The organism is Peterkaempfera griseoplana (assembly GCF_001418575.1).
Lineage (GTDB): Bacteria > Actinomycetota > Actinomycetes > Streptomycetales > Streptomycetaceae > Peterkaempfera > Peterkaempfera griseoplana.
Genome location: NZ_LIQR01000254.1, coordinates 1 through 23,145, shown reverse-complemented (window position 1 = coordinate 23,145; position 23,145 = coordinate 1). Strand labels below are relative to the sequence as shown.

Annotated in this window: 19 protein-coding genes and 1 pseudogene; 9 read left to right on the top strand and 11 right to left on the bottom strand. The window is 72.3% G+C overall.

Going from position 1 to position 23,145, the window contains the following annotated elements:
- Window positions 1-108: 108 nt before the first annotated feature.
- Both AOK09_RS19260 and AOK09_RS19255 read left to right on the top strand, forming a co-directional pair.
- The gene (locus AOK09_RS19260; protein ID WP_055588447.1) at window positions 109-573 is read left to right on the top strand and encodes a MerR family transcriptional regulator; all 465 of its coding nucleotides are present in this window, start codon (window positions 109-111) and stop codon (window positions 571-573) included.
- Complete coding sequence (locus tag AOK09_RS19255) at window positions 570-1,580, top strand: aldo/keto reductase (RefSeq protein ID WP_055588446.1); 1,011 nt, start codon at window positions 570-572, stop codon at window positions 1,578-1,580. The genes AOK09_RS19260 and AOK09_RS19255 overlap by 4 nt, the downstream gene beginning before the upstream one ends.
- Before the next feature lie 45 nt (window positions 1,581-1,625).
- On the opposite strand, the gene AOK09_RS19250 is transcribed toward AOK09_RS19255, so the two are convergent.
- From AOK09_RS19250 to AOK09_RS19220, 7 genes are all read right to left on the bottom strand, one after another.
- On the bottom strand, window positions 1,626-1,979 hold the full coding sequence (locus AOK09_RS19250) for an MmcQ/YjbR family DNA-binding protein (protein ID WP_217698452.1): 354 nt from the start codon (window positions 1,977-1,979) through the stop codon (window positions 1,626-1,628).
- A 51-nt stretch (window positions 1,980-2,030) separates the two neighbouring features.
- Complete coding sequence (locus tag AOK09_RS19245) at window positions 2,031-3,257, bottom strand: acyltransferase family protein (RefSeq protein WP_055588445.1); 1,227 nt, start codon at window positions 3,255-3,257, stop codon at window positions 2,031-2,033.
- Window positions 3,247-4,434, bottom strand: a complete 1,188-nt coding sequence (locus AOK09_RS19240) for an alpha/beta hydrolase (RefSeq protein ID WP_055588444.1) — start codon at window positions 4,432-4,434, stop codon at window positions 3,247-3,249. Before AOK09_RS19240 ends, AOK09_RS19245 begins: the two co-directional genes overlap by 11 nt.
- 594 nt (window positions 4,435-5,028) lie before the next feature.
- Window positions 5,029-6,216, bottom strand: a complete 1,188-nt coding sequence (locus AOK09_RS19235) for an alpha/beta hydrolase (RefSeq protein ID WP_055588443.1) — start codon at window positions 6,214-6,216, stop codon at window positions 5,029-5,031.
- Window positions 6,217-6,406: 190 nt separating this feature from the next.
- Window positions 6,407-7,084, bottom strand: a complete 678-nt coding sequence (locus AOK09_RS19230) for a response regulator (RefSeq protein WP_055588442.1) — start codon at window positions 7,082-7,084, stop codon at window positions 6,407-6,409.
- Entirely contained in the window at window positions 7,081-8,427 is a 1,347-nt protein-coding gene (locus tag AOK09_RS19225) for a sensor histidine kinase (protein ID WP_063796007.1), read from the bottom strand. Before AOK09_RS19225 ends, AOK09_RS19230 begins: the two co-directional genes overlap by 4 nt.
- Before the next feature lie 119 nt (window positions 8,428-8,546).
- Window positions 8,547-9,257 (bottom strand): TetR family transcriptional regulator, encoded by a 711-nt coding sequence (locus tag AOK09_RS19220; protein ID WP_245687367.1) that lies wholly within the window; start codon window positions 9,255-9,257, stop codon window positions 8,547-8,549.
- A 328-nt stretch (window positions 9,258-9,585) separates the two neighbouring features.
- Here AOK09_RS19220 and AOK09_RS19215 point away from each other — a divergent pair, with 328 nt between their 5' ends.
- Window positions 9,586-11,184: an MFS transporter gene (locus AOK09_RS19215; protein WP_055588441.1), complete on the top strand. Its 1,599-nt coding sequence runs from the start codon at window positions 9,586-9,588 to the stop codon at window positions 11,182-11,184.
- Between the two features lie 653 nt (window positions 11,185-11,837).
- Here AOK09_RS19215 and aceE read toward each other — a convergent pair.
- Complete coding sequence (gene aceE, locus AOK09_RS19210) at window positions 11,838-14,588, bottom strand: pyruvate dehydrogenase (acetyl-transferring), homodimeric type (protein ID WP_055588440.1); 2,751 nt, start codon at window positions 14,586-14,588, stop codon at window positions 11,838-11,840.
- A gap of 618 nt (window positions 14,589-15,206) precedes the next feature.
- On the opposite strand from aceE, the gene AOK09_RS19205 reads away from it, so the two are divergent.
- The 5 genes from AOK09_RS19205 (at window position 15,207) to AOK09_RS19185 (ending at window position 19,098) form a co-directional block, all read left to right on the top strand.
- Window positions 15,207-15,647, top strand: a complete 441-nt coding sequence (locus tag AOK09_RS19205) for a DUF3052 domain-containing protein (protein WP_055588439.1) — start codon at window positions 15,207-15,209, stop codon at window positions 15,645-15,647.
- 209 nt (window positions 15,648-15,856) lie between these two features.
- Window positions 15,857-16,315 carry a peroxiredoxin gene (locus AOK09_RS19200; RefSeq protein WP_055588438.1) on the top strand — a complete coding sequence of 153 codons (459 nt, stop codon included), beginning with the start codon at window positions 15,857-15,859 and terminating at the stop codon, window positions 16,313-16,315.
- 180 nt (window positions 16,316-16,495) lie between these two features.
- The gene (locus AOK09_RS19195) at window positions 16,496-17,071 is read left to right on the top strand and encodes a TerD family protein (protein WP_055588437.1); all 576 of its coding nucleotides are present in this window, start codon (window positions 16,496-16,498) and stop codon (window positions 17,069-17,071) included.
- Window positions 17,072-17,317: 246 nt separating this feature from the next.
- Entirely contained in the window at window positions 17,318-17,893 is a 576-nt protein-coding gene (locus AOK09_RS19190) for a TerD family protein (protein WP_055588436.1), read from the top strand.
- Between the two features lie 68 nt (window positions 17,894-17,961).
- Complete coding sequence (locus AOK09_RS19185) at window positions 17,962-19,098, top strand: DUF475 domain-containing protein (RefSeq protein ID WP_055588435.1); 1,137 nt, start codon at window positions 17,962-17,964, stop codon at window positions 19,096-19,098.
- A 63-nt stretch (window positions 19,099-19,161) separates the two neighbouring features.
- Here the strand turns inward: AOK09_RS19185 and AOK09_RS19180 are convergent, their stop codons facing one another.
- Window positions 19,162-20,346: an ROK family transcriptional regulator gene (locus tag AOK09_RS19180; RefSeq protein WP_055588434.1), complete on the bottom strand. Its 1,185-nt coding sequence runs from the start codon at window positions 20,344-20,346 to the stop codon at window positions 19,162-19,164.
- Window positions 20,347-20,720: 374 nt separating this feature from the next.
- Window positions 20,721-21,788: a DUF2637 domain-containing protein gene (locus AOK09_RS19175; RefSeq protein ID WP_055588433.1), complete on the bottom strand. Its 1,068-nt coding sequence runs from the start codon at window positions 21,786-21,788 to the stop codon at window positions 20,721-20,723.
- A 349-nt stretch (window positions 21,789-22,137) separates the two neighbouring features.
- Between AOK09_RS19175 and AOK09_RS19170 the strand changes: the two genes are divergently transcribed.
- Window positions 22,138-22,830 (top strand): TerD family protein, encoded by a 693-nt coding sequence (locus AOK09_RS19170; RefSeq protein ID WP_245687366.1) that lies wholly within the window; start codon window positions 22,138-22,140, stop codon window positions 22,828-22,830.
- 68 nt (window positions 22,831-22,898) lie between these two features.
- Here AOK09_RS19170 and AOK09_RS41335 read toward each other — a convergent pair.
- A pseudogene (locus tag AOK09_RS41335) lies at window positions 22,899-23,145 on the bottom strand (TerD family protein); the annotation flags it as partial.

Here is a 23,145-nt window from a genome sequence, read left to right as displayed (position 1 = left end):
GGGCACCGGCCGACGCGTTCGCCTCACATGTCATTTGCTTGGAGTGCACTCCAACTCGATAGCGTCGCGGTTGACGCAGGGACCGGCAGCAGACCAGGGGGCAGTGCCATGGCCGTCGTACGACCGATCACCCGACCCGCCGCCTCCGCTCCCTCCGCTGCTCCCGCGCCCGCCGCACTCGACGACACCCCCCGCTACACCATCAGCGAGGTGGCCGCCCGCAGCGGGCTCACCGCGCACACCCTGCGCTGGTACGAGCGGATAGGTCTGCTGGAGCGGATCGACCGCTCCTACTCCGGGCAGCGCCGCTACAGCGACAAGGACCTCGGCTGGTTGTCCTTCCTCGGCAAGCTCCGGCTCACCGGTATGTCGGTGGCCGACATGGTGCGCTATGCGGAGCTTGTCCGAGCTGGTGAGCAGACCGTCGGCGAGCGCCACCAACTGCTGTACGACCACCGCGAGGAGGTCCGCCAGCGGATCGCCGATCTGCAGGCCACCCTCGTCGTCCTCGACTACAAGATCAGTCTCTACTCGGACGCCGCCCCCGCGGCGGAAGGGAAACGCACCGTATGAGCACCGGCCTTCCCACCACCACCCTCGGCAGCAACGGCCCCCTCGTCGGAGTGCAGGGCCTGGGCTGCATGGGCATGAGCGAGTTCTACGGCCCCACCGACACCACCGAGGCCCTCGCCACCCTGGACCGCGCCCTGGAACTGGGGGTGACCCTCTTCGACACGGCCGACATCTACGGCCTGGGGCACAACGAGGAGCTGATCGGCCCCTTCGTCCGGGCCAACCGGGACCGGGTGGTGCTCGCCACCAAGTACGGCATCGAGCGGCGCGCCGACGACCCCACCTACCGGGGTGTCAACAACCGGCCGGAGTACATCAGGTCCGCCGTCGACGCCTCCCTGCGCCGGCTCGGCGTGGAGGTGATCGACCTCTACTACATGCACCGTCGCGACCCCGGGGTGCCGCTGGCCGAGTCGGTGGGCGCCATGGCGGAACTGGTTGCGGCGGGCAAGGTCCGTCACCTGGGCCTGTCCGAGGTCACCGGCGCGGAGCTGCGGGAGGCGCACGCCGTGCACCCGATCGCCGCGCTGCAGTCGGAGTGGTCGATCTTCTCCCGCGACGTGGAGCAGTCCGCCGTCGGCGCGGCGGCCGAGCTCGGCGTCGCCTTCGTGCCGTACTCGCCGCTCGGCCGGGGCTTTCTGACCGGCGCGTTCGCCTCCGCCGGACAGCTGACCGCGGACGACTTCCGGCAGTACCAGCCGCGCTTCAGCGGGGACAACGCCAAGGCCAACGCCGCCCTGGTGGAGCCGATCCGGGCCATCGCCGCGGCCCGCGGAGCCACCCCGGCGCAGATCGCGCTGGCCTGGGTGCACCAGCGGGCCGAGGTGCACGGCCTGAGCGTGGTGCCGATCCCCGGCACCCGCAGGCGCAGCCGGCTGGAGGAGAACACCGCGGCAGCGACCCTGCACCTCACAGAGGAGGAGCTGGCCACGCTGGAGCCGATCGCGGGCAAGGTGGCCGGGGAGCGCTACCCCGACATGAGCTCGACCTCCGCCGCCCGCGAGTAACCCCCGCGAGCAACCCCTGCGCGGGACGGCCGCGCGCCCGGCGGCTCAGCCGCCGGGCCCGGCCGTGTCGAACTCGCGGACCAGCCGCTTGGGCGCCGTGGCGCGCCAGGCCTCGGTGAGCAGTCCGCGCAGCTCGTCGCCGTCGACCCGGGCCAGCTCCAGCTGCACCCAGCCGAAACGGCCGACATACGGTGCGGGCCGGAAGGTCTCCGGGTCGGCGGCCACCAGCTCGGCCTGCTCCTCCCTGGACGCCTTCACCGTGACGCAGCCCGACTCCGGTGTGCCCATGGCGAAGATCTTCCCGCCGATCCTGAGAGTCACCTCCGTCTCCCAGGTCAGCTGCTCGGCGGCCCGGGGCAGGGCCAGCCCCATGGCTGTGAACTCGTCGAAGGTCACCACATGCCCAGACTAGGCGGCGGGTCCGACAGCGAGGCCGTCGGCGCGGCCGAGTCACACCACGGCCAGGGCGTACACCGCGAAGCAGGCCGCCAGCGCCCCGGCGGCGGCGCGCACCGTACGAGGCACCCCGGTCCACGGGGTCTCGAAACGCCGGGTCAGCCGGCCGATCCCCAGCAGCGCGGCAGCGAACAGCGGCAGCCAGCAGAGCCTGGCGGCCACCCAGCCCAGCGAGTCGGGCGAGCCGGTGAGACCCGCCACGACGCCGAAGGGGGCGCTGGGCACGGCCACGGCCAGCATGGCGCTCTGGTGCCAGCAGAAGATCGTCATCGCTGAGAGGTTGACCGCGACCACGGGCGCCCACAGCGCAGGCCGGCGCAGCCACCGGCCCAGCCGCTCCCGCAGCAGCACCGCAACCCCGCACTGTGCCGAGGCCAGCGCCAGGACGAGCAGGGACGGCGGATGGGAGTTGGTACGGGCCTGGCCGGGGACACCCACCATGCTCGCCGGATAGTGGCACACCAGCAGCAGCACCGCGAAGAGCGCCGTGCCGCCGGAGAGCAGCAGCCAGGCGCCGCGCCGCCCCAGCCGGCCCATGCCCCAGGCGACGCCCAGCTGGTAGGCGAACAGCCACCCGGGCAGCAGATTGACCAGTGCCAGCCAGCCAGGTACCGCCGGTCCCCACGGCCCGTAACGCAACACGTCGACCACCGCCACCGTGCCCAGCAGCGGCGCCGCGGCCCAGCCGCCGAGGCGGCCGGCCGCCCGTACGCAGTACGGGGTGAGCGCGGTGACCCCGGCGTACACGCCGACGAACCAGAGCGGCTGCACCACCAGCACCGCGGCGGTGCGCAGGGTGGTGGCGGGCACCCCGGCCGCGCGCAGCAGCGGCAGCAGCAGCATCCACACGGCGGTGACCCCGACGACGGGACGGCCCAGCCGGGCCAGGCGTCCGCGCAGCCAGTCGGCGGTGGCGGCGCCGCGCCCGGCCGCCCGGCGCAGCGACAGCACCGAGGCATGGCCACCCACCAGGAAGAACACCCCCAGCATCTGCAGCCCCCAGCTCACCGGGGCGAAGAAGCCCAGATGGCTGAGGGGGCTGGCATTGTGCAGGGCGCCGTCGGGGGAGCGGACGAGACCGCCGAGCAGCCAGTGCCCGGTCGGCACCGCCAGCAGGGCCAGCGCCCGCAGTCCGTCCAGGGCGCGGTCGCGGTCGGCGGGGGTGCGGGAGTCGATGCGGAGCACGGCGCGGCGCAGCCGGCCGGGGTCGTCACAGGCCATGGCGGCACTCCTGGTCGTCGGTGGCGCAGTGGACGGCGGGGTAGTCGCCGAGTGCGATGTCGGCGGCGTTGGCGAGGGAGTCGGTGCCCGGGGCGAGATAGCCGGTGTGGCCGTGGGCGCGGGCCGCGGAGACCACCCGGGCGCCGAAGCGCGGGTCGACGGGGTCGGCGCCGTGGCCCAGGCCCGCGAGGGAGAGATGGGGGACCCGGCGGATCCAGTCGGAGCCGTCGCGGGCCGCCCACACCCGCACCCGGGTGCGCAGTCCGGCGGCGTCGTCGGAGTGCATCCCCGGGGAGCCCAGCACCACCAGGTCGGAGGCCTCGGCGGTCGACACGGAGGACGCGGCGATGCCACAGACCACGGAGCCGTAGCTGTGGCACAGCACCGCGGGCGGCGCTGCCGGGCGGCCGGTCCCGGCCAGCCCGGCGAGGAACCGGACGAGCCTGGGGGCGCCCGCCCGCGCGAGCCGGGAGGTGGCGGCGTCGATCCCCAGGCCGACCGGGGTGGTGTAGCCGACCCAGGCCACGGTGGCCGCCGGGGTGTCCGGCTGCTGCCGGCGCATCCGGTCGAGCAGGGAGCGGGCCATGCCGGCCGGGGTGCCGTAGGGGTCGCGGTCGCGGTCGAAGCTGCCCAGGTCGATGTCGGAACCCGGCACCACCACCGCCACCCTGCGGGCCGCCGTCAGATCCCCGTACACCTCGGCGATCTGGCCACGCCCGCGCGGGTCGAAGGCGAGGATCTGCCGTCCCGGCCGCAGAAGCGCGGCGTAACGGTCGGCTCGCCGCAGGGCCTCGGCGTGGTCCTGCGGGGTGAGGGCCGGGTCGGCGGCCCGGGTGAGTTCGCGGCGCCGCTCGCTGCGGAGGGCGAGGGTGTTCGCCCGGTACCGCAGGGCGATCGGCGCGCCGTCGAGATTGCCGACGACCAGCGGGTGCCGTGCGGCCAGTGCCGCTGCCTGGGTTGCCGTCAGAGTGGCGAAGTAGTCGCCGATTTGGCGGGGCGACGCCGTCGCCGGGTCCGGCGGGCGCCGGCCCTGGACCGTGTCCGCCAGCCAGCCGGCGGTTCCGGGGGGCGGCCCGGTCACCGGGACCTGACCGGAGGCGGTCGCCCACCCGGCGGTACCGGTGACGGCGGCGGCCGTCAGCAGAACGGCGATCAGTGCGCGCTTGAGGCGTGGCACAGGTGGTCTCCCTCGTCCGGCGGTGCCGGAACCGAGGAGGACCCGTCGGCCGGCGGAGGGAACCTAGGAGGACGTCGGGCGAGGGGGCGTCACCCCGGAGAGCCGACTGCGCACCCCTACCGGGGTAGGGCCGGTACTGGTCCGGGGGTGGGGCTCACGGCCCGCGGGCGGTGCCCGTTCGCCGGGGTGCCGGGCTGCGGGTGGTGGCGAAGCGGCGCGGCCCTGGGTCGGTGGCCGGTGGTGGGGGCGAGAGATTCGGGGTCCGTGGTCCGGGAGGAGCCGCATCGGGCGCACCGCAGTGGACCCGGGGTCTGAGCGGTACACCGTCCCGGTCCCGGTTCGTGGTCCGGGAGAAGTCGCACCGGGCGCACCGGTGCACCGCAGCGGACGGGCACATGCGGACCGACCCGGGGCTGAGCGGTGCACCGGCCGTGGCCTGGGCCCGGGCGGCTGCGGGACCGGGGGCCCGCCGTCGCCCGGTCTCCCACGCCTGCGTCCGGTCCTGCGTCCTGCCTCCTGCGGCGCTGCCCGGCGCTCACCGGGCCGCGGCTTCAGCGCGCTGCGGTCACCACCGGGACGGCGGCTCCACGCAGGTCACCGCACGTCGCCGTAGCGTCCCAGCGCGATGGCAGTGAAGTTGCTGAGGCTGGCGGTGCCGGGGGCGAGATAGCCGGTGTGGCCGCGGGCGCCGGCGGCGGAGACCACGCGGGCGCCGAACTCCGGCTCGACGGGGTCGGCGCCGTGGCCCAGTCCGGCGATCTCGACGTACGGGACGTCGCCGATCCAGTCGCTGGAGTTGCGGGCCGCCCACAGCCGGACCCCGGTACCCAGCTGGGAGGCGTGCTCGACGCCCATCCCGGGGCTGCCGAACACCACCAGGTCGGTGATGCCGCTGGGGTCGGCCGCAGTACGTATGCCCAGGTGGATGCGGGGTGCGGCGGTACCGCAGACCACGGATCCATAGGAGTGGCAGAGCAGGGTCGGCGGTGGGGCCGCCGGAAGGTCGGTGACGGCGAGCCCGGCGAGCAGCCGCTCCAGCCGGGGCGCACCGGCCTCGGCGAGGCGGGCGGTCGCGGTGTCCGGGCCGAATCCCACGGGGGTGGTGTATCCGGCCCAGGCGATCACTGCGGTCCGGACGGCGGGCGCCGCCCGTTCCTCCTCGGCGTGGAGGGCGCGCGCCATACCGGCGGGGGAGCGCAGCGGGTCGTCCACGCGATCGAAGTGGCCGAGGTCGATGTCCGCCCCGGGGACGACCACAGCGACCCGCTGGGCGGTGGTGAGGTCCCCGTACACCTCGGCGACCAGTCCGCGGCCGCGGGGGTCGAAGGCCAGCAGGTGGCGGCCCGGCCGCAGCAACAGATCGCAGCGGGCGGCGCGGTCGGCGGCTGCGGCCCGGTCTGCCGGGGAGAGGGCGGGGTCGGCCGCCCGTGCGCGGGCTGCGGTGCGCTCCGCCGCCACGGCGAGGGCGTTGGCCCGGTACCGCAGGGCGACGGGTGCCCCGTCGAGGTTGCCCACGACCAGGGGATGGCGTGCCGCCAGGGCGTTCTGCGCGGCTTCGGGGAGCGTGGCGAAGAAGGCCGCCACGGCCGCCGGTGCGGCGGTGGCCGGGTCGGGCGGGGCGTGGCCGTCGATCCGCTGGTGGTTCCAGGCGGCGCTGCCCGGCGGGGGAGTGGTGATGGGGAGTTGCTCGCCGGCGACGGCGGCCCCGCCGGCCGCCGCTCCGGTGTCGGCGAGCACGGCGACGGTGGCGAGCGCGGCGACGAGGAGGCGCTTGAGCCGCATGGGTGGGTTCCTCCTGGTCCGCCGACCATTGTGCTGGCGGCGCCCGGAGGTCCCCGCTGTGCCATGTGCAGACGGTCAGACTAGAGGGCGAACGAGGCTGTTCCTGACCAGGGGCTGGCGGACAAAACGCCATCAAGTCGGGCAAATGTCATGTGTCTCGGCGACCCTTCACCGCCCGCTCACATCCGGCTCATGCGGTTCCGGGGGTCACCAGACCCGATTCGTAGGCGAACACCACGGCCTGGGCCCGGTCGCGCAGATCGAGCTTGGCCAGGATGCGTCCCACATGGGTCTTCACGGTCTGTTCGGCCAGGACCAGGGCTGCCGCGATCTCGGAGTTGGACAGCCCACGGGCGATGTGTTCCAGCACCTCGGTCTCGCGGGGCGTCAGGCCGTTGAGCCGCAGACCCGGGTCGCGGCGCGGGGCCGGGCGCTGACGGGCGAAGTCCTCGATGAGGCGGCGGGTGACCGAGGGTGCCAGCAGCGCCTCGCCGGCGGCGACCACCCGTACCGCAGCGATCAGATCGGCGGGCGGTGCGTCCTTCAGCAGGAAGCCGCTGGCCCCGGCCCGCAGCGCCTCATAGACGTAGTCGTCCACGTCGAAGGTGGTGAGCATCAGCACCCGCGGCCGGTGCACCACCCCGGGTGGCGGGGAGAGCAGCCGCCGCGCCGCCTCCAGCCCGTCTATCTCGGGCATCCGGACGTCCATCAGCACCACGTCCGGATGCGTGCGGCCGCTCACCTCCAGAGCCTGCCGTCCGTCCGGAGCCTCGCCGACCACGTCGATGTCCGGCTGTGCCGCGAGGAGCGCGGCGAAGCCGGCCCGCACCATGGCCTGGTCGTCGGCGATGATCACCCGGATGGTCATGGGGTGCGCTCCTGGTCGTGGACGGGTATGGAGTCGGGGGCGGGAGCGGTCTCGGGGTCGCCCGGTACGGCCTCCAGCGGGATCGCCGAGGCGACCCGGAACCCCCCGTCGGGCAGCGGCCCGGCGTCCAGTCTGCCGTGCAGCAGCCGCAGCCGTTCCCGCATGCCGACCAGCCCCTGACCGGTCCCCTCGGAGGGGCGCTCCACGGGAACGGCGGGTTGCGGCGGTGCGCTGTTGACCACGGTGATGCGCAGCTCGGTGGCTCCCGGCCCGGCCTCGTCGGCGGTGACCGAGACCCAGGTGTGGGCGCCGGGCGCATGGCGCACGACATTGGCGAGCGCCTCCTGCACGATCCGGTACGCCGACAGGTCCACCGCCGGCGGCAGCGGCCCGAGGCTGCGCACCCGCTCCGAGACGGCCAGTTCGGCGTGCACACCGGCCCGTGCCACCGCCTCCACCAGCTGCGGGAGCCGTTCCAGGCCCGGCTGGGGGGCGCGCTCGCCCACCGCGTCCTCACTGCGCAGCACTCCCAGCAGGCGGCGCATCTCCGTCAGCGACTCCCGCGCGGCCGCGCCGATGGCGGCGAACTCCCCACAGGCGGCCTCGGAGAGCCCGGGGAGCCGATAGGGGGCGCTGTCCGCCTGCACCGTGATCACCGACATGTGGTGCGCCACCACGTCGTGCAGCTCGCGGGCGATCCGGGTGCGCTCCTCCAGCAGGGTGCGCCGGGCCCGCTCCGCCTCGCTGATGTGCTCCTGCTCGGTGAGCCGGCGCTGCGCATCGGCGCGCTCCCGCAACGCGCCGACCAGCAGCAGCACACCCCCGCTGACGGTGAACGCGGTCACGCTCATGGTGGTGCCGACCCTGCCGGGCACCACCAGGTCCACCCCGAACCCGGCCGCCCCGGTGGCCAGCCAGACCGTCACCAGCACCCGGCGGTTCTCCCGCACGGCGAGAGCCACCATCAGAAAGGCGTAGCCGACCACGGCCGGCGGGGTCCACGGCCAGGGTGCACCGCTGCGGTCGCCGGTGAGCACCAGCAGCGCGGTGAGCAGATCGGCGGTGGCGATCACCACCCAGGCCTGCAGCGGCCGGGTGACCGCGAGCAGCAGGGGCACCGTCTGGGCGGTGGCCAGGATTCCGGCGATGCCGCTGTTCAGCCCGTAGTCGTGGGCCAGCAGCGCCGTGGTGCTCGGCAGCAGCGAGGCGATCAGCAGAACGGCTGTCGTGTACGGGAGCAGCCGAAGCCAGCGCCGCGGCGCATCGCCCAGCAGCGGCGGATGGGCCGCGGAGGGGGCGATGAGCGGGCGCGCCAGGTCGCGCAGCAGCCGTGGTGCGGGCACGGTGGTTCCTCGGTGTGCGGGATGGTGGGCTCTCCCGACCGTAGGGGCACGGCGTCCGTCAGGCGTCATACCCCGGGGTCGATCTCACCGTAGTACCGGGGTACGACACCTCGGCTGGATCAGGCGCGGCGGTGCCAGTCGCCCGCCAGCGCCGGGCCCAGCTGCTCCAGGTGGCGGTCGATCACGGTCAGCATCCCGGCCGGGCCTTTGCCGAGGTCCGGGTGCCCGGTCGATCCCCACGCCTCGTGGGCGGCGTGCATGACCGCTCCGAAGACCGCCGCCAGTACCCGGGGCCGCAGGTCGGTGGTCGGGTCGACCCCCTCCCGTTCGGCGAGGATCCCGGTGACCAGCCGCTCCTGCTCCGCCAGGCGGCGCAGATGGGCGGCGAGCAGGGTGGGGGTGGACTCGATCAGCCGGATGATCTCCAGCGCGGCGGTGACCGAGTTCCCGCCCGCGATGTCCAGGCTCTGCCAGGTCTCACGGATCGCGGCCCGCATGGCCTGCAGGGGGTTCTCCTCGGCGGGCCGGTCGCGCAGGCACTGGATGAAGTGGTCCTCGGCGTCTCCCATCACCGCCAGGGCCACCTCCTCCTTGTTGGCGAAGTAGCGGAAGAAGGTGCGCTGGGAGACGTCGACGGCCGCGGCGATCTCGTCCACCGTGGTCGGCCCGAACCCCTGGAGCAGGAAGAGCTCATGGGCGGCGCGGACCAGGTCGTCCCGGGTGCGCTTCTTCTTGCGCTGGCGAAGGCCGGCCACCGGTTCACAGGCGGCGGTGATCCGGCAGCGGCCCACGGGAGGCGCGGCCGGGGTCTGCGTGATCTGCTGGCCCACGGTGCGACCTCCGCTGCTCTCTGCCCGCCGCTCTGTCCCCGCCACGATACCGGGGAGACATCTGTCAGTAATCGCCACTGGGCAGCGTTTGTCAAATGTCATTGGCTGACATAATCTGCCGAGCGGTGGCGCCCGCTGGGCCTGAGGCTCGTGGGGACGGGCGGTCGACGGGCGCCACCCTCTGCGGACTGCGGCAGCGACGCGCGGACCGCGGAGCGGCCGCAGAGCGGCCCTGCGCGACCGCGCAGTGGCCCCTCTGGCCTGGCGCGGCCGCCGCACAACCGAGCGCTGCACCACCCGGTGCCGCCCCCGTCCGGGAGGGACGTCGATGAGTCAGACAGCCGCCAAGACCACCACCGAGAAGCGGGACGCGACACCGCCCAGCAGGAACGGCGGCCTGCGGGGCCATCCCTGGCTGACCCTGCTCACCGTGGCGGTGGGCGTGATGATGGTCGCCCTGGACGGCACCATCGTGGCGATCGCCAACCCGGCGATCGCCAAGGACCTCGGCGCCTCGCTCGCCGACATCCAGTGGGTCACCAACGGCTATCTGCTGGCGCTCGCGGTCTTCCTGATCACCGCGGGCAAGATCGGTGACCGGTTCGGCCACCGCAACACCTTCCTGGTCGGCGCGGTCGGCTTCGCCGCCTCATCGGCGGCCATCGGCTTCGCCGGCTCGATCCAGCTGATCATCGCCTTCCGGGTGCTCCAGGGGCTCTTCGGCGCCCTGCTGCAGCCCGCCGCACTGGGTCTGCTGCGCGGCGCCTTCCCGGCCGAGAAGCTCAACATGGCGATCGGCATCTGGGGCGGGGTCATCGGCGCCTCCACCGCGGCCGGCCCGATCGTTGGCGGACTGCTGGTGGAGCACGTCAGCTGGGAGTCGGTCTTCTTCATCAACATCCCGGTCGGCCTGATCGCCCTGGCCCTCGGTCTGTGGATCCTGCGCGACGCCCGCTCGGAGAAGGCGGCGAAGTCCTTCGACGTCCCCGGCATCGTGCTGCTCTCCGGTGCGATGTTCCTGCTGGTGTGGGGGATCATCAAGGCGCCGGCCTGGGGCTGGGGCGACGCCCGCACGCTGGCCTTCATGGGCGGTGCGGTGGTCGCGGGTGTGGCCTTCGCCTACTGGCAGACCCGGGCCGCCGAGCCGCTGATCCCGCTGGGCCTCTTCCGTTCGGTCTCGCTCTCCGCGGGCGCCCTGCTGATGGTGCTGATGGCGTTCTCGTTCTTCGGGGCGGTCTTCTTCGTCACCTTCTACCTGCAGAACGTGCACGGTATGTCGCCGGTCGACAGCGGTGTCCACCTGCTGCCGATGACCGCCATGATGATCGTGGGGTCACCGATCGCCGGTGCGCTGATGGCCAAGATCGGCCCGCGGATCCCGATCGTCGCCGGCATGCTCTTCACCGCGGCGGCCATGTTCGGGATGTCCACCCTGGAGGCCGGTTCCGGCGGCGGCGTGATGTCGCTCTGGTTCGTGCTGATGGGCCTCGGCCTCAGCCCGGTCATGGTGGGCGCCACCGAGGTCATCGTGGGCAACGCCCCGCTGGAGCTCTCCGGCGTCGCCGGCGGACTGCAGCAGGCCGCGATGCAGGTCGGCGGCAGCCTCGGCACCGCCGTGCTGGGCGCGCTGATGGCCGCCAAGGTGGACGACGTGCTGCCGCAGAAGTGGGCCGCCGCCAAGCTGCCGCCGGTCTCCGGCGCGCAGTACGAGGGGCTCAAGCAGGCCGTGCAGGTGGGGGCGGCCCCGGTGCCCAAGGGCACCCCCGCGCCGGTGGCGCAGCTCATCACCGGGGTCAGCCATGACGCCTTCGTCAGCGGGATGTCGCTGGCGTTCCTGGTCTCGGCGGTGGTCGCGCTGGTGGCGGCCGGACTCGGCCTGCTGACCAAGCGCGGCAGTGTGGACGCCGGTCCCGCCGTGCACATCTGACACCTCGTCGGCAGCGGCCGGGCGTCAGCCCGGAAGCCGGTCGGCGTAAGGCGGCCGATCGGCGTTGGGCGGCCGGGAGCCGCCGGCCGGGCGATCGGCAGCGGTGGATGCGACGGCCCCGCCTCCCCTCGGAGGCGGGGCCGCTCCGTCTGTCCATGGAGTCCGTGATCGGACACTCGTTCGAGTGATCTCCGCGGGGGAACCCTGGCGTGGGCCCCGGCCGGGGCGTCAGCCTGGTCGTGGACCGGCGTCCGAGGTGGACGCCCTCAGGGGGGAGGTTGTGTCCGATGCTGCACCCTGCCGCTGTTCCCGGCGCTGCTGCCGCACCCACTGCCGATGCTCCGACGGTTGCCGCAGCGGCCGCCGTCGCCGCCACCGCTGCACCCTGCCCGGGGCGGCACACGGGGCACGAGCGCCGTCGTGGGGGCGCCCGGACCGCCCTGACCGCTCCGACGGCAGCGACCGGCCCGTCCGGTCTCGTCACCGGCGGAGCCGGGGCCGGTGGTGTTCGGGAGAGCTGCTGCCTGCGCCTGCGCCACCCGCCCTCCGGAGTGAGGGCCACCAGCCCCCCGGCATGCCGCAGGGGCCGGCCTCCGGGTGCGGAGTCCGGCCCCTGCGACGGGGTCACGCCGTGCGAGGCGTACGGGTGCGGATCAGGCGTCGCCGCCGGCCGAACCCGGGTCGGCCGAAGCCACGTCCAGCAGCTGGTAGCGGTCGATGGCCGCCTTCAGCACGCTGCGGTCCACCTTGCCCTCCTTGGCCAGCTCGGTCAGCACCCCGACCACCACCGACTGCGCGTCGATGTGGAAGAAGCGCCGCGCCGCACCGCGGGTGTCGGCGAAGCCGAAGCCGTCCGCGCCCAGCGACTGCCAGGTGCCCGGCACCCAGCGGGAGATCTGGTCCGGTACCGCCCGCATCCAGTCCGAGACCGCCACGAAGGGGCCCTCGGAGCCGGTGAGCTTGCGCGTCACATAGGGCACGCGCTGCTCCTCCTCGGGGTGGAGCAGATTGTGCTGCTCGCACTCCACCGCCTCGCGGCGCAGCTCGTTCCAGGAGGTCGCAGACCAGACGTCGGCCTTGACGTTCCACTCCTCGGCGAGGATGCGCTGCGCCTCCAGGGCCCACGGGACCGCGACACCCGAGGCGAGGATCTGGGCCGGGATCTGGCCCGCCTCGCCCGCCCGGTACCGGTACAGGCCCTTGAGGATGCCGTCCACGTCCACATTGGCGGGCTCGGCCGGCATCTGGATCGGCTCGTTGTAGACGGTGAGGTAGTAGAACACGTCCTCGCCGTGCGGGTGCTCGGCACTGGAGCCGTACATCCGCCGGATGCCGTCCTGCACGATGTGCGCGATCTCGAAGCCGTACGCCGGGTCGTAGGCCACCACCGCGGGGTTGGTGGACGCCAGCAGCTGCGAGTGGCCGTCGGCGTGCTGCAGGCCCTCACCGGTCAGCGTGGTGCGGCCGGCGGTGGCGCCCAGCACGAAGCCGCGCGCCAGCTGGTCGGCCATCTGCCAGAACTGGTCGCCGGTCCGCTGGAAGCCGAACATCGAGTAGAAGACATACACGGGGATCATGTGCTCCCCGTGCGTGGCGTAGGACGAGCCCGCCGCGATCAGCGAGGAGGTACAGCCGGCCTCGGAGATGCCGTCGTGCAGCATCTGCCCGGTCGGGGACTCCTTGTACGCCAGCAGCAGCTCGCGGTCCACCGACTCGTAGGTCTGCCCCATCGGGTTGTAGATCTTCGCCGAGGGGAAGAGCGAGTCCATGCCGAAGGTGCGGTACTCGTCGGGGGCGATCGGCACGAAGCGGTTGCCGATGCCCTTGTCCCGCATCAGGTCCTTGAGCAGCCGGACGAAGGCCATCGTGGTGGCGATCGACTGGTTGCCCGACCCCTTCTTCAGGGCCTTGTAGGTGTCGTCACCCGGGAGTTCCAGCTTGGTCGGCCGCACCTTGCGGGTCGGCATGTAGCCACCCAGCTCCTTGCGGCGGTCGTGCATGTACTGGATCTCCTCCGAGTCACGGCCCGGGTGGTAGTACGGCGGCGCGCCGGACTCCAGCTCCTTGTCCGTGATCGGGAGGTGCAGCCGGTCGCGGAACCGCTTGAGGTCCTCGACGGTCAGCTTCTTCATCTGGTGCGTGGCGTTGCGGCCCTCGAAGTTGGGCCCCAGCGTCCAGCCCTTGACCGTCTGGGCCAGGATCACCGTCGGCTGGCCCTTGTGCTCCTGGGCGGCCTTGAAGGCGGCGTACACCTTGCGGTGGTCGTGGCCGCCGCGTCCGAGGTGCTGGATCTGCTGGTCGGTCATGGACTCGACCATCTTGCGCAGCCGCAGGTCGCTTCCGAAGAAGTGCTCCCGGATGTACGCGCCGGTCTCCGTCGCATAGGTCTGGAACTGGCCGTCCGGGGTGGTGTTCAGCTTGTCCACCAGCACGCCGTCGCGGTCCTGGGCGAGCAGCGGGTCCCAGGTGCGGTCCCAGATCAGCTTGATCACGTTCCAGCCGGCGCCGCGGAAGACCGACTCCAGCTCCTGGATGATCTTGCCGTTGCCGCGCACCGGGCCGTCGAGGCGCTGCAGGTTGCAGTTGACGACGAAGGTGAGGTTGTCCAGGCCCTCACGCGCCGCCAGCGACAGCTGGCCCAGCGACTCCGGCTCGTCCATCTCGCCGTCGCCGAGGAACGCCCAGACGTGCGACTGGGAGGTGTCCTTGATGCCGCGCGCGTCGATGTAGCGGTTCATCCGCGCCTGGAAGATCGCCCCCAGCGGGCCGAGGCCCATGGAGACGGTCGGGAACTCCCAGAAGTCCGGCATCGAGCGCGGGTGCGGGTAGCTGGAGAGGCCGTACGGAGCCTTGGACTTCTCCTGGCGGAAGGAGTCCAGCTGCTGCTCCGAGAGCCGGTCCAGCAGGAAGGCCCGGGCGTAGATGCCGGGGGAGGCGTGGCCCTGGAAGAAGATCTGGTCGCCGGAGGCCCCGTCCGCGTCCTTGCCGTGGAAGAAGTAGTTGAAGCCCACGTCGTAGAGCGACGCGGAGGAGGCGAAGGTGGCGATGTGGCCGCCGACGCCGATGCCGGGGCGCTGGGCCCGCGAGACCATCACGGCCGCGTTCCAGCGGGTCGCGTTGAGAACCTTGCGCTCGATCTCCTCGTTGCCGGGGAAGAACGGCTCGTTCTTGGTCGCGATCGTGTTGATGTAGTCCGTGCTGCGCATCTCGGGCACGGCGACACGCTTCTCGCGGGCGCGCTCGATCAGCCGCAGCATCAGGTAGCGGGCGCGCTCTCGGCCGCGCTCGTCGATGGCCGCGTCGAGCGACTCCAGCCACTCCGCGGTCTCCTCAGGATCAAAGTCCGGGACCTGGCTGGGAAGGCCGCCAATGATGATCGGGTTGCGATCGGATCCGGAAGCCACGCTGTTCCTTCACTGTCGGTCGTAACTGAGATGGTGTCGCGCCGCCTCCATCGTGTACCGCGCTCGGAGATCCGTCATCTCTACCGATGGGTAACCGGCTTGGCCGGTTTGGCAGGCCGGTCAGGCGTCGAGACGTCGGCCGCACGCTGGAGCGGGCGGCGCTGCCCGCTCCCTCGGCGCCCGCACGCTTCGGTGCCGGTTGTTACGACGAGGTGGCCCGACCGGTGCCGGTCAAGGCGAGGTGAGGGCCGACAGAAGACTCTACGCCGCGCCTCGCGGTGCCCTCGAACGGCGCCCGCATGCCGGGCACCCCCGCGGGGGGTCGCGAACCGCCCGTGAGCGGTGTGCGTATCCATCCGGCGCGCGTGCCGCAGATGTCGCAGGGATGGGTGGCCCGTGGCCGGGTAGTGACCGGGAGGCGTCGCCAGGCTCCGCCACGCCCGGCCAGATCGGGACAAAAGGGTGTGGCAGCCGCCACAATCGGCGACGAAGCTTGATGCGACACGTCAACGTTTGGGCGGGAACGTGCGCCGGGTACTTGCGCTAACAGCCCAGCCCGTGTGGACTACGGCCACAAGCCCGGCACCGGCGCCGGGCCGGATACAGGAGGTCATTCCCGTGAGCGCGACCGCGGACCCCGCGGAGGACAGGTCCAACCCGGCTTTCCGGTTGGGCTTCGAGTCTGGACAGGTGGTCCAGGAGCTCGGGTACGACGACGACTGCGACCAGGAGCTCCGGGACGGGATCGAGAGTGTCACCGGCACCGATCTCGTCGACGAGGACTATGACGACGTCGCCGACGCCGTACTGCTGTGGTTCCGTGAGGATGACGGGGATCTCACCGACTCCCTGGTCGACGCCCAGGAGTACCTGGCGGACGGCGGCCTGGTGTGGCTGCTGACCCCGAAGACCGGCCGCGACGGCCATGTCGAGGCCAGTGACATCGCCGACGCCGCCCGTACCGCAGGCCTCTCGCAGACCAGCTCGGTGACCGTCGCCAAGGACTGGGCCGGCACCCGCCTGGCCACCCCCAAGACCGCCCGCCCGGCCAAGCGCTGAGCGGACCGCCGTCGGCAGGCCGAAGCAGCGGCCGCCGGGGCAGACCCTGCCGGAGCGAATCCGGCGGGGTCTGCCCGCTGCCCCTGTGTTCACCGAGGGCGAACGCAGCCGTGCCGTGTGACCCCGCCCGGCGCGCCCGGCGGCCGGGTGCAAGGATGTGACCGGCCGCTCCGCCCGGGGCGGTGCAGTCGAGCAGGAGGGTCGCACCCATGGCGATCGAGGTCGGCAGCCAGGCACCGGACTTCGAGCTGAAGAACCAGCACGGTGAGCTGGTCAAGCTCTCCGACTTCCGCGGCGAGAAGAGCGTCGTCCTGGTCTTCTACCCGTTCGCGTTCACCGGGGTCTGCACCGGAGAGCTCTGCGCCATCAAGGAGGAGCTCCCCCGGCTGCAGAACGACGAGGTGCAGATCCTCGCGGTCTCCAACGACTCCCCGTTCACCCTGCGGGTCTTCGCCGACCGTGAGGGCCTCGAGTACCCGCTGCTCTCCGACTTCTGGCCGCACGGGGCCGTCTCCACCGCCTACGGGGTCTTCGACGAGACCAAGGGCTGCGCGGTGCGCGGCACCTTCGTCATCGACAAGGACGGCGTGGTCCGCTGGTCCGTGGTCAACGCCATCCCCGACGCCCGTGACGAGCAGGAGTACCTCAAGGCGATCGCCGCTCTCTGAGGCACCGCCGCCGCCCGCCCGCAGACAGCGGGGTGCGCCTGCTCCCCACCGGGGGAACCCGGCACTACGATCGGGCCGTTGGCTGGAGAGAAACCCCTGGTCGGCCGTTTCGGACGTACCGGCCCGGGCAGACCGCACCGCGGGGGCACGCCGATGTGCTCCCCGACCATTGGAGGACTCGTGGGTGTCAGCCTCAGCAAGGGCGGCAACGTCTCGCTCACCAAGGAGGCGCCCGGCCTGACCGCCGTCATCGTCGGCCTGGGCTGGGACGTCCGTACGACCACCGGGACCGACTTCGACCTGGACGCCAGCGCCCTGCTGGTCAACGAGGCCGGCAAGGTCACGTCCGACGGCGGCTTCGTCTTCTTCAACAACCTCAAGAGCCCCGACGGTTCCGTCGAGCACACCGGGGACAACCTCACCGGTGAGGGCGAGGGCGACGACGAGCAGATCAAGGTGAACCTCGCCGGGGTGCCAGCCGATGTCGCCAAGATCGTGTTCCCGGTGTCGATCTACGACGCCGAGACCCGTCAGCAGAACTTCGGCCAGGTCCGCAATGCCTTCATCCGCGTGGTGAACCAGGCGGGCGGCTCCGAGATCGCCCGCTACGACCTGTCCGAGGACGCCTCGACCGAGACCGCCATGGTCTTCGGCGAGCTCTACCGCAACGGCGCCGAGTGGAAGTTCCGGGCCATCGGCCAGGGCTACGCCTCGGGCCTGCGCGGCATCGCCCAGGACTTCGGCGTCAACGTCTGAGTCCAGGGGACACCACGGTCGCGGCGGGGCCGCCGGGCATGCGCAGCCCGGCGGCCCCGCGCCCGTGCGGACCACAGCCGCACGGGCGCCGGCGGCCGAGTTCAGCAAGTTCAGCGGGCCGGGGGCATCCGCACCGGGCCGGTGGGGGCGTAGACATGGTGCGTGCTCCACGCGGCACAGGTGCGGTAGGCCGGTCCGGTGTCCGGGAGACCCCGCGAACGGCGGGGAATGGGAGGAAGAACGACCATGGGCGTCACGCTCGCCAAGGGGGGCAACGTCTCCCTCACCAAGGCAGCACCCAACCTGACGCAGGTCCAGATCGGCCTGGGCTGGGACGCGCGCTCCACCACGGGTGCGCCGTTCGACCTGGACGCCAGCGCACTGCTGTGCGCCAACGGCCGGGTGCTGGGTGACGAGTACTTCGTCTTCTACAACAACCTCAAGAGCCCCGAGGGCTCCGTGGAGCACCAGGGCGACAACCTCACGGGCGAGGGCGAGGGTGACGACGAGGTCGTGGTCGTCAACCTGGACCTGGTTCCGCAGCAGGTCGACAAGATCGTCTTCCCGGTCTCGATCTATGAGGCCGAGGCGCGGATGCAGTCCTTCGGGCACGTCCGCAATGCCTACATCCGGGTGGTCAACCTGGCGGACGGCAGCGAGCTGGCCCGCTACGACCTCACCGAAGACGCCTCCAGCGAGACGGCGATGATCTTCGGCGAACTCTACCGGTACCAGGGTGAGTGGAAGTTCCGCGCAGTGGGCCAGGGGTACGCCTCGGGTCTGCGGGGGATCGTCCTAGACTTTGGAGTCAACGTTCAGTAAAAAGCTGCGGGCAGTGCGGGGGAAACCTGTCGCTGGCCTGACCACCGACGAAAGGTAACCGACCTCCCGTGTTCCTCCGCACTTTCGGATGGTCCTTCGCCATCACCGTCATCGGGTTGATCGCGGCGGGGCTCTTCTGGGGCCCCACCGGGTTCGGCGTGGTGGCGATCCTGTCCGTCCTGGAGATCTCGTTGTCGTTCGACAACGCGGTCGTCAATGCGTCGGTGCTCAAGCGGATGAGCCCCTTCTGGCAGAAGATCTTCCTCACCGTCGGCGTGCTGATCGCCGTCTTCGGTATGAGGCTGGTCTTCCCCCTGCTGGTGGTGGGGCTCACCGCGCACATCGGTCCGTCGACCGTGATCGACCTGGCGCTGCACTCCGACAAGACCTACGCCGGCCTCACCTACGCCCAGCACCTGCATGACGCCCACCCGGCCATTGCGGCCTTCGGCGGCATGTTCCTGCTGATGATCTTCCTTGACTTCATCTTCGAGGACAAGGACTACCAGTGGCTCCGCTGGATCGAGCGCCCCCTGGAGAAGATCGGCAAGCTGGACCAGCTCTCGGTGCTGGTCGCCATGGTCGTCCTGCTGCTCTCCGCCAACTTCTTCGGCGGCAGCCACGCCGAGACCGTGCTGCTGGCCGGCGTCCTCGGCCTGATCACCTACCTCGCGGTCAACGGTCTGGCCAATGTCTTCGAGGGGACTCTCGAGGACGAGGACGAGGACGGCGACGAGCAGGAGGACGGCGAGGCCGCACCGGCGGTCAAGAACGCCAACGCCTCCGTGGCCGGAGTGGTCGGCAAGGCCGCCTTCTTCCTCTTCCTCTACCTGGAGGTCCTGGACGCGTCGTTCTCCTTCGACGGCGTGGTCGGTGCCTTCGCCATCACCAGCGACATCTTCCAGATCGCGCTGGGCCTCGGCATCGGCGCCATGTACATCCGGTCGCTCACCGTGTTCCTGGTCCGCAAGGGCACCCTGGACGACTACGTCTACCTGGAGCACGGCGCGCACTACGCCATCGGTGCCCTGTCGATCATCCTGATGGTCTCCATCAAGCACGACATCCCGGAGATCGTCACCGGCCTGATCGGCGTCGCCTTCATCCTTGCGTCGCTCACCTCCTCGATCATGAGGAACCGCCGCCTGGGGGAAGCCGAAGGGGCCTCGGCTGAGTCGGAGGCCGTCCCGACCACCAAGGTCTGACGCCTCCCGACCGGCAGCCGGGCCCGCCCCGGACCGCCGTGACGTGCCGCCGCCCCGCCGTCCTCACCGGACGCCGGGGCGGCGGTGTCCCTGGGCCTCGAAGCGCCGGCCGATGATCTGCTCCAGGGCCTCCCGCACCCCCACCGAGACCGCTCCCGTGAGCACCGCGGCGTCGCCCAGCGCAGAGACCGCCACCCGGGGCGGGTACGGCAGCCGTCCGGCGAGCTGCCCCGCCACCCGCTCCAGCAGCAGGTCCCCGTTGAGCCCCAGTCCGCCGCCCAGCACCACCAGCTCCACATCGACCACCGCGGCCACCGGCACCACATAGGCGGCGATCCGCCGGGCCTCCTCGTCCACCACCGCCAGGGCCGCGGGATCGCCCCCGCGAGCCCGGGTGAAGAGCCCCTCGGGGGTCAGCGCCTCCTGCCCCTCGGCCAGCACCCCGGCCGCGTGCCGCATGAGGGCCGCCGCACACGGGTCGTCCGGGTGGAAGCCGTCCTCCGGCCCGCTGAAGGCCAGATCGAGCTCGCCCGCCGCCCCCGCGAAGCCCCGGTGCAGTTCACCGCGGAGCACCAGACCCGCGCCGACCCCGGTCCCCACCGAGAGGAAGCAGAAGTCCGAGGTGTCCCGCCCCTCGCCGCGCCACTGCTCCCCGAGGGCCGCCAGATGGAGGTCGTTCTCCACGGTGACCGGAAGCCCCAGGGCGTCCTCGAAGGCCTGCTGCACCGGGAAGCCGTCGAGCGCCGGAATGTTGGCCGCCTGCCAGACCCGCCCCTCGCGCCGGTCCACCACCCCGGGCAGGCCCACCACGGCGTACCGCAGGCCCGTCCGGTCGATCCCGGCGTCGTCCGCCAGCTGCTGGGCGAGCCCGGCGGCGACCCGCACCATTCCGGGGGCGTCCACCCCGGCCACCTCGGCGTCGCGCCGGATCAGTGTCTCGCCCGCCAGGTCGGCCAGCGCGGCCCGCAGCCGGCGCGCGCCCATGTCGAGCGCCAGCACATGGGCGGCGTCCGGGCGCGGGGCGAAGAACAGGGCTCCGTAGGTGGGCCCCAGCTCCTCGCGTACGGTCTCCACCACCAGTCCCGTCTCCAGCAGTTCCTGGAGGAGCGCGGAGACGGTGGGTTTGGAGATCCCGGAGCGCCGCGCCACCTCCGCGCGGGAGATCGGCGCACCCGCGCGGATCACATCGAAGACCGCCCGGAAGTTGATCTCCCTGAGCGTGGTGGAAGTCGCTGGGCGGGCGTTCATGGGCACCACTCTAAGGGCCGCCCAGCGTCCTGCGGGAGGACATCAGGGCAGGTGGGGCGCCTGACCGTCCCCCTTGGGAGGGTCTGCCCGCATCCTGCCGCCCGGCCGCCGGTGGGCCCGGACGGCGGGCGCGGTGAAGGCCGGTCGCAGCGGGCCGGAACAGCGGCCGAGGAGGCCGGCCGCAGTCCGCCGGGCATGGACGGCGGCCCCGGGACGACCCGGCCGTCCACGGAACCGCAGGCGCACACCCGACGGGCACGGAGACCAAGCCCCATGGGCATGGAGACTGCCGCCCACGGACGACGGCCGGACCGCGCGAAGGTGCGCGGTCCGGCCGTCGGGGCTGCGGGGCGGGCCGGCGGCCCGTCCGGCGGTCAGCCCAGGGTCTGCTCGATCGCCCGCAGCTTGCGCTCCAGGGAGTCCAGCCGGGGCATCGCCAGGGTGTCGTCGTCCGCCGTGAGGTCGATGGTCCGGCCGGCGGGCAGGGCGGTGGACTCCGGCGCGGCCTCGACCGCACGCCGGCCGGTCAGCGAGGCCGGCTCCAGGGCCGCGGCTCCGACCGGTGCGTCCTCGCGTACTGGGGCAGGCTCCGTAGCGGACTGCTCGGCCCCGGCGGTCAGAGCCGGCACCTGGCGGCCGCCACGCCTGCCGCTCCACACCCGGCCCTGCTGGGCGATGGCCTTGAGCTCGGCCCGCTCGCGGCGGTCGGCGGCGCGGGCGCGGATCTTGGAGTCCAGCTTGGCCTGCCGGTCCTCCCGTACCTCCTCGACCGCCTCGTCCAGGCTGCGCACGCCTTCCAGCAGCATCAGCGACCAGGCGGCGTAGGTCTCGCGGGGCGCCCGCAGCCAGCGGACCATCCGGATCTGCGGCAGCGGCCGCGGCACCAGGCCCTGCTCACGCAGCGCGGCCTTGCGGGTCTGCTTCAGCGCCCGATCGAAGAGGATCGCGGCCGAGATGGACATCCCGGAGAAGAACTGCGGGGCGCCGTCGTGGCCACCGCCGCGCGGGGCGTGCACCCAGTTGAACCAGGCCGAGGCGAAGGCGAAGAACCACACCAGCAGCCGGGAGCCGAGGGCCGCGTCACCGTGGCTGGCCTCGCGCACCGCCAGCACCGAGCAGAACATCGCGGCGCCGTCCAGACCGAAGGGCACCAGGTACTCCCAACCGTCGGAGAGGTTGAGGTTCTCCCGGCCGAAGCCCACCAGACCGTGGAAGGAGAGCGCGGCGGCCACCGCGGCGCAGCAGAACAGCAGCACGTAGGAGGCGATGCCGTACACCATCTCCTTGCGGCGGCGGCGCTCCTCACTGCGCTCCCAGGAGTCCTGGTTCTGCGCGTCGGAGGGGACCCGCTTGGTGCGGAGCATGAGCAGGAGGATCGCCGCGAAGAGCAGTGCGGCGCCCCCCACCACAGCCCAGACCATCTGTATGGAGGAGAGAGTCATGCGGAGTGAGCCTCGGCTTTCGGGCCGTGCAACGGGCAGATGAGGAAGGTGCCCTGACTGACGGTCGTGCCGCGAGAGGCGGCGGGGACACCTGTGCGGCACGACGATATCGCGTCCGGAGGGCCGCATAGTAAGCGGTGAGGACGGAGGGTGCACGCCGAGGCGGGGGCGGTCCGTCGTTTTCCGGTCGAGTACGGAAAGCTGGTGCTCGGAGCGGGTGGCGCGGGTAACCACTTGGTGGTGGACCGGCGCTGCTCCGCCGTCAGTTCGGGCTGGGCAGAACCGCTATTCGGGGGTGGCATCGTTGACTGCGCTGTGGGACTTGCTGCGCAGGGGGTCCCGTCAGGCCGTGGACGCAAGCGGTCTCAACAAGGTGACGCTGACCAAAGCGGCGCCACTGGTCTCACTGACGGACCAGGGGGCGGTCACCGGGCATCTGCAGATCAATCTCCACTGGACCATGCGGGAGGCCGACCTGCTGCCGCACCAGCGCCGCGGCGGCCTGCTGCGTCCCTCGCTGTTCCGGCCGATGCAGCCGCAGGCGTCCAGTCGGCCGATGGTCAACGTCGACCTCGATCTGGGGTGCATGTACGAACTGGCCGACGGCAGCCGGGGAGTGGTCCAGCCGCTGGGCAATCTGCTGGGTGACCTGCAGCGGCCGCCGTTCATCAAGCTCAGCGGGGACGACCGGTACGGTGCTCCGTCCGGCGAGACCATGTATGTCAACCTGGACAAGCGCGACCAGTTCAAGCGCCTGCTGATCTTCGTCTACATCTACGACGGCACCCCCGCCTTCGACCGCACCCATGCGGTGGTGACGCTCTTCCCGTATGTGGGGCCGCGGATCGAAGTGATGCTGGACGAGCGCGCCCCTCAGGCGCGCTCGTGCGCCGTCATCATGATAGAGAACAAGGACGGCCGGCTGACGGTGCGCCGGGAGGTGCGCTATGTCTACGGCTTCCAGGCCGAGCTGGACCGGCTGTACGGGTTCGGCATGCAGTGGCAGCGCGGATACAAGACGCCCCAGGGCACCCCTGAGTGACGGCCCCTCGGCCATGGGGGACCGGAACGGCCCCCGGTGACAGGGCGTCGCTGTGGGCCGGTGACGGCTCAGCGGGGCTGGAACTGCGGCCCCTGCGGTGGCAGCGTGAACCCTCCCGGGTCCTGCCGCCCCTGCACCGGGGACGGCTGGGGCGCCGGAGACGCCGGGACCACCGGGGGAGCCTGCGGGACCGGAGGAGCCTGCGGCGGCGGAGGCGGGTAGCCCGCACCGGGCTGCTGCGCGGCCGGAGCGCCCCACCCGGTCTGCGGCGGGGTCGCGGCCGCGGTCGGCTGGGCCTCCGCCGAGGGCGCCGCC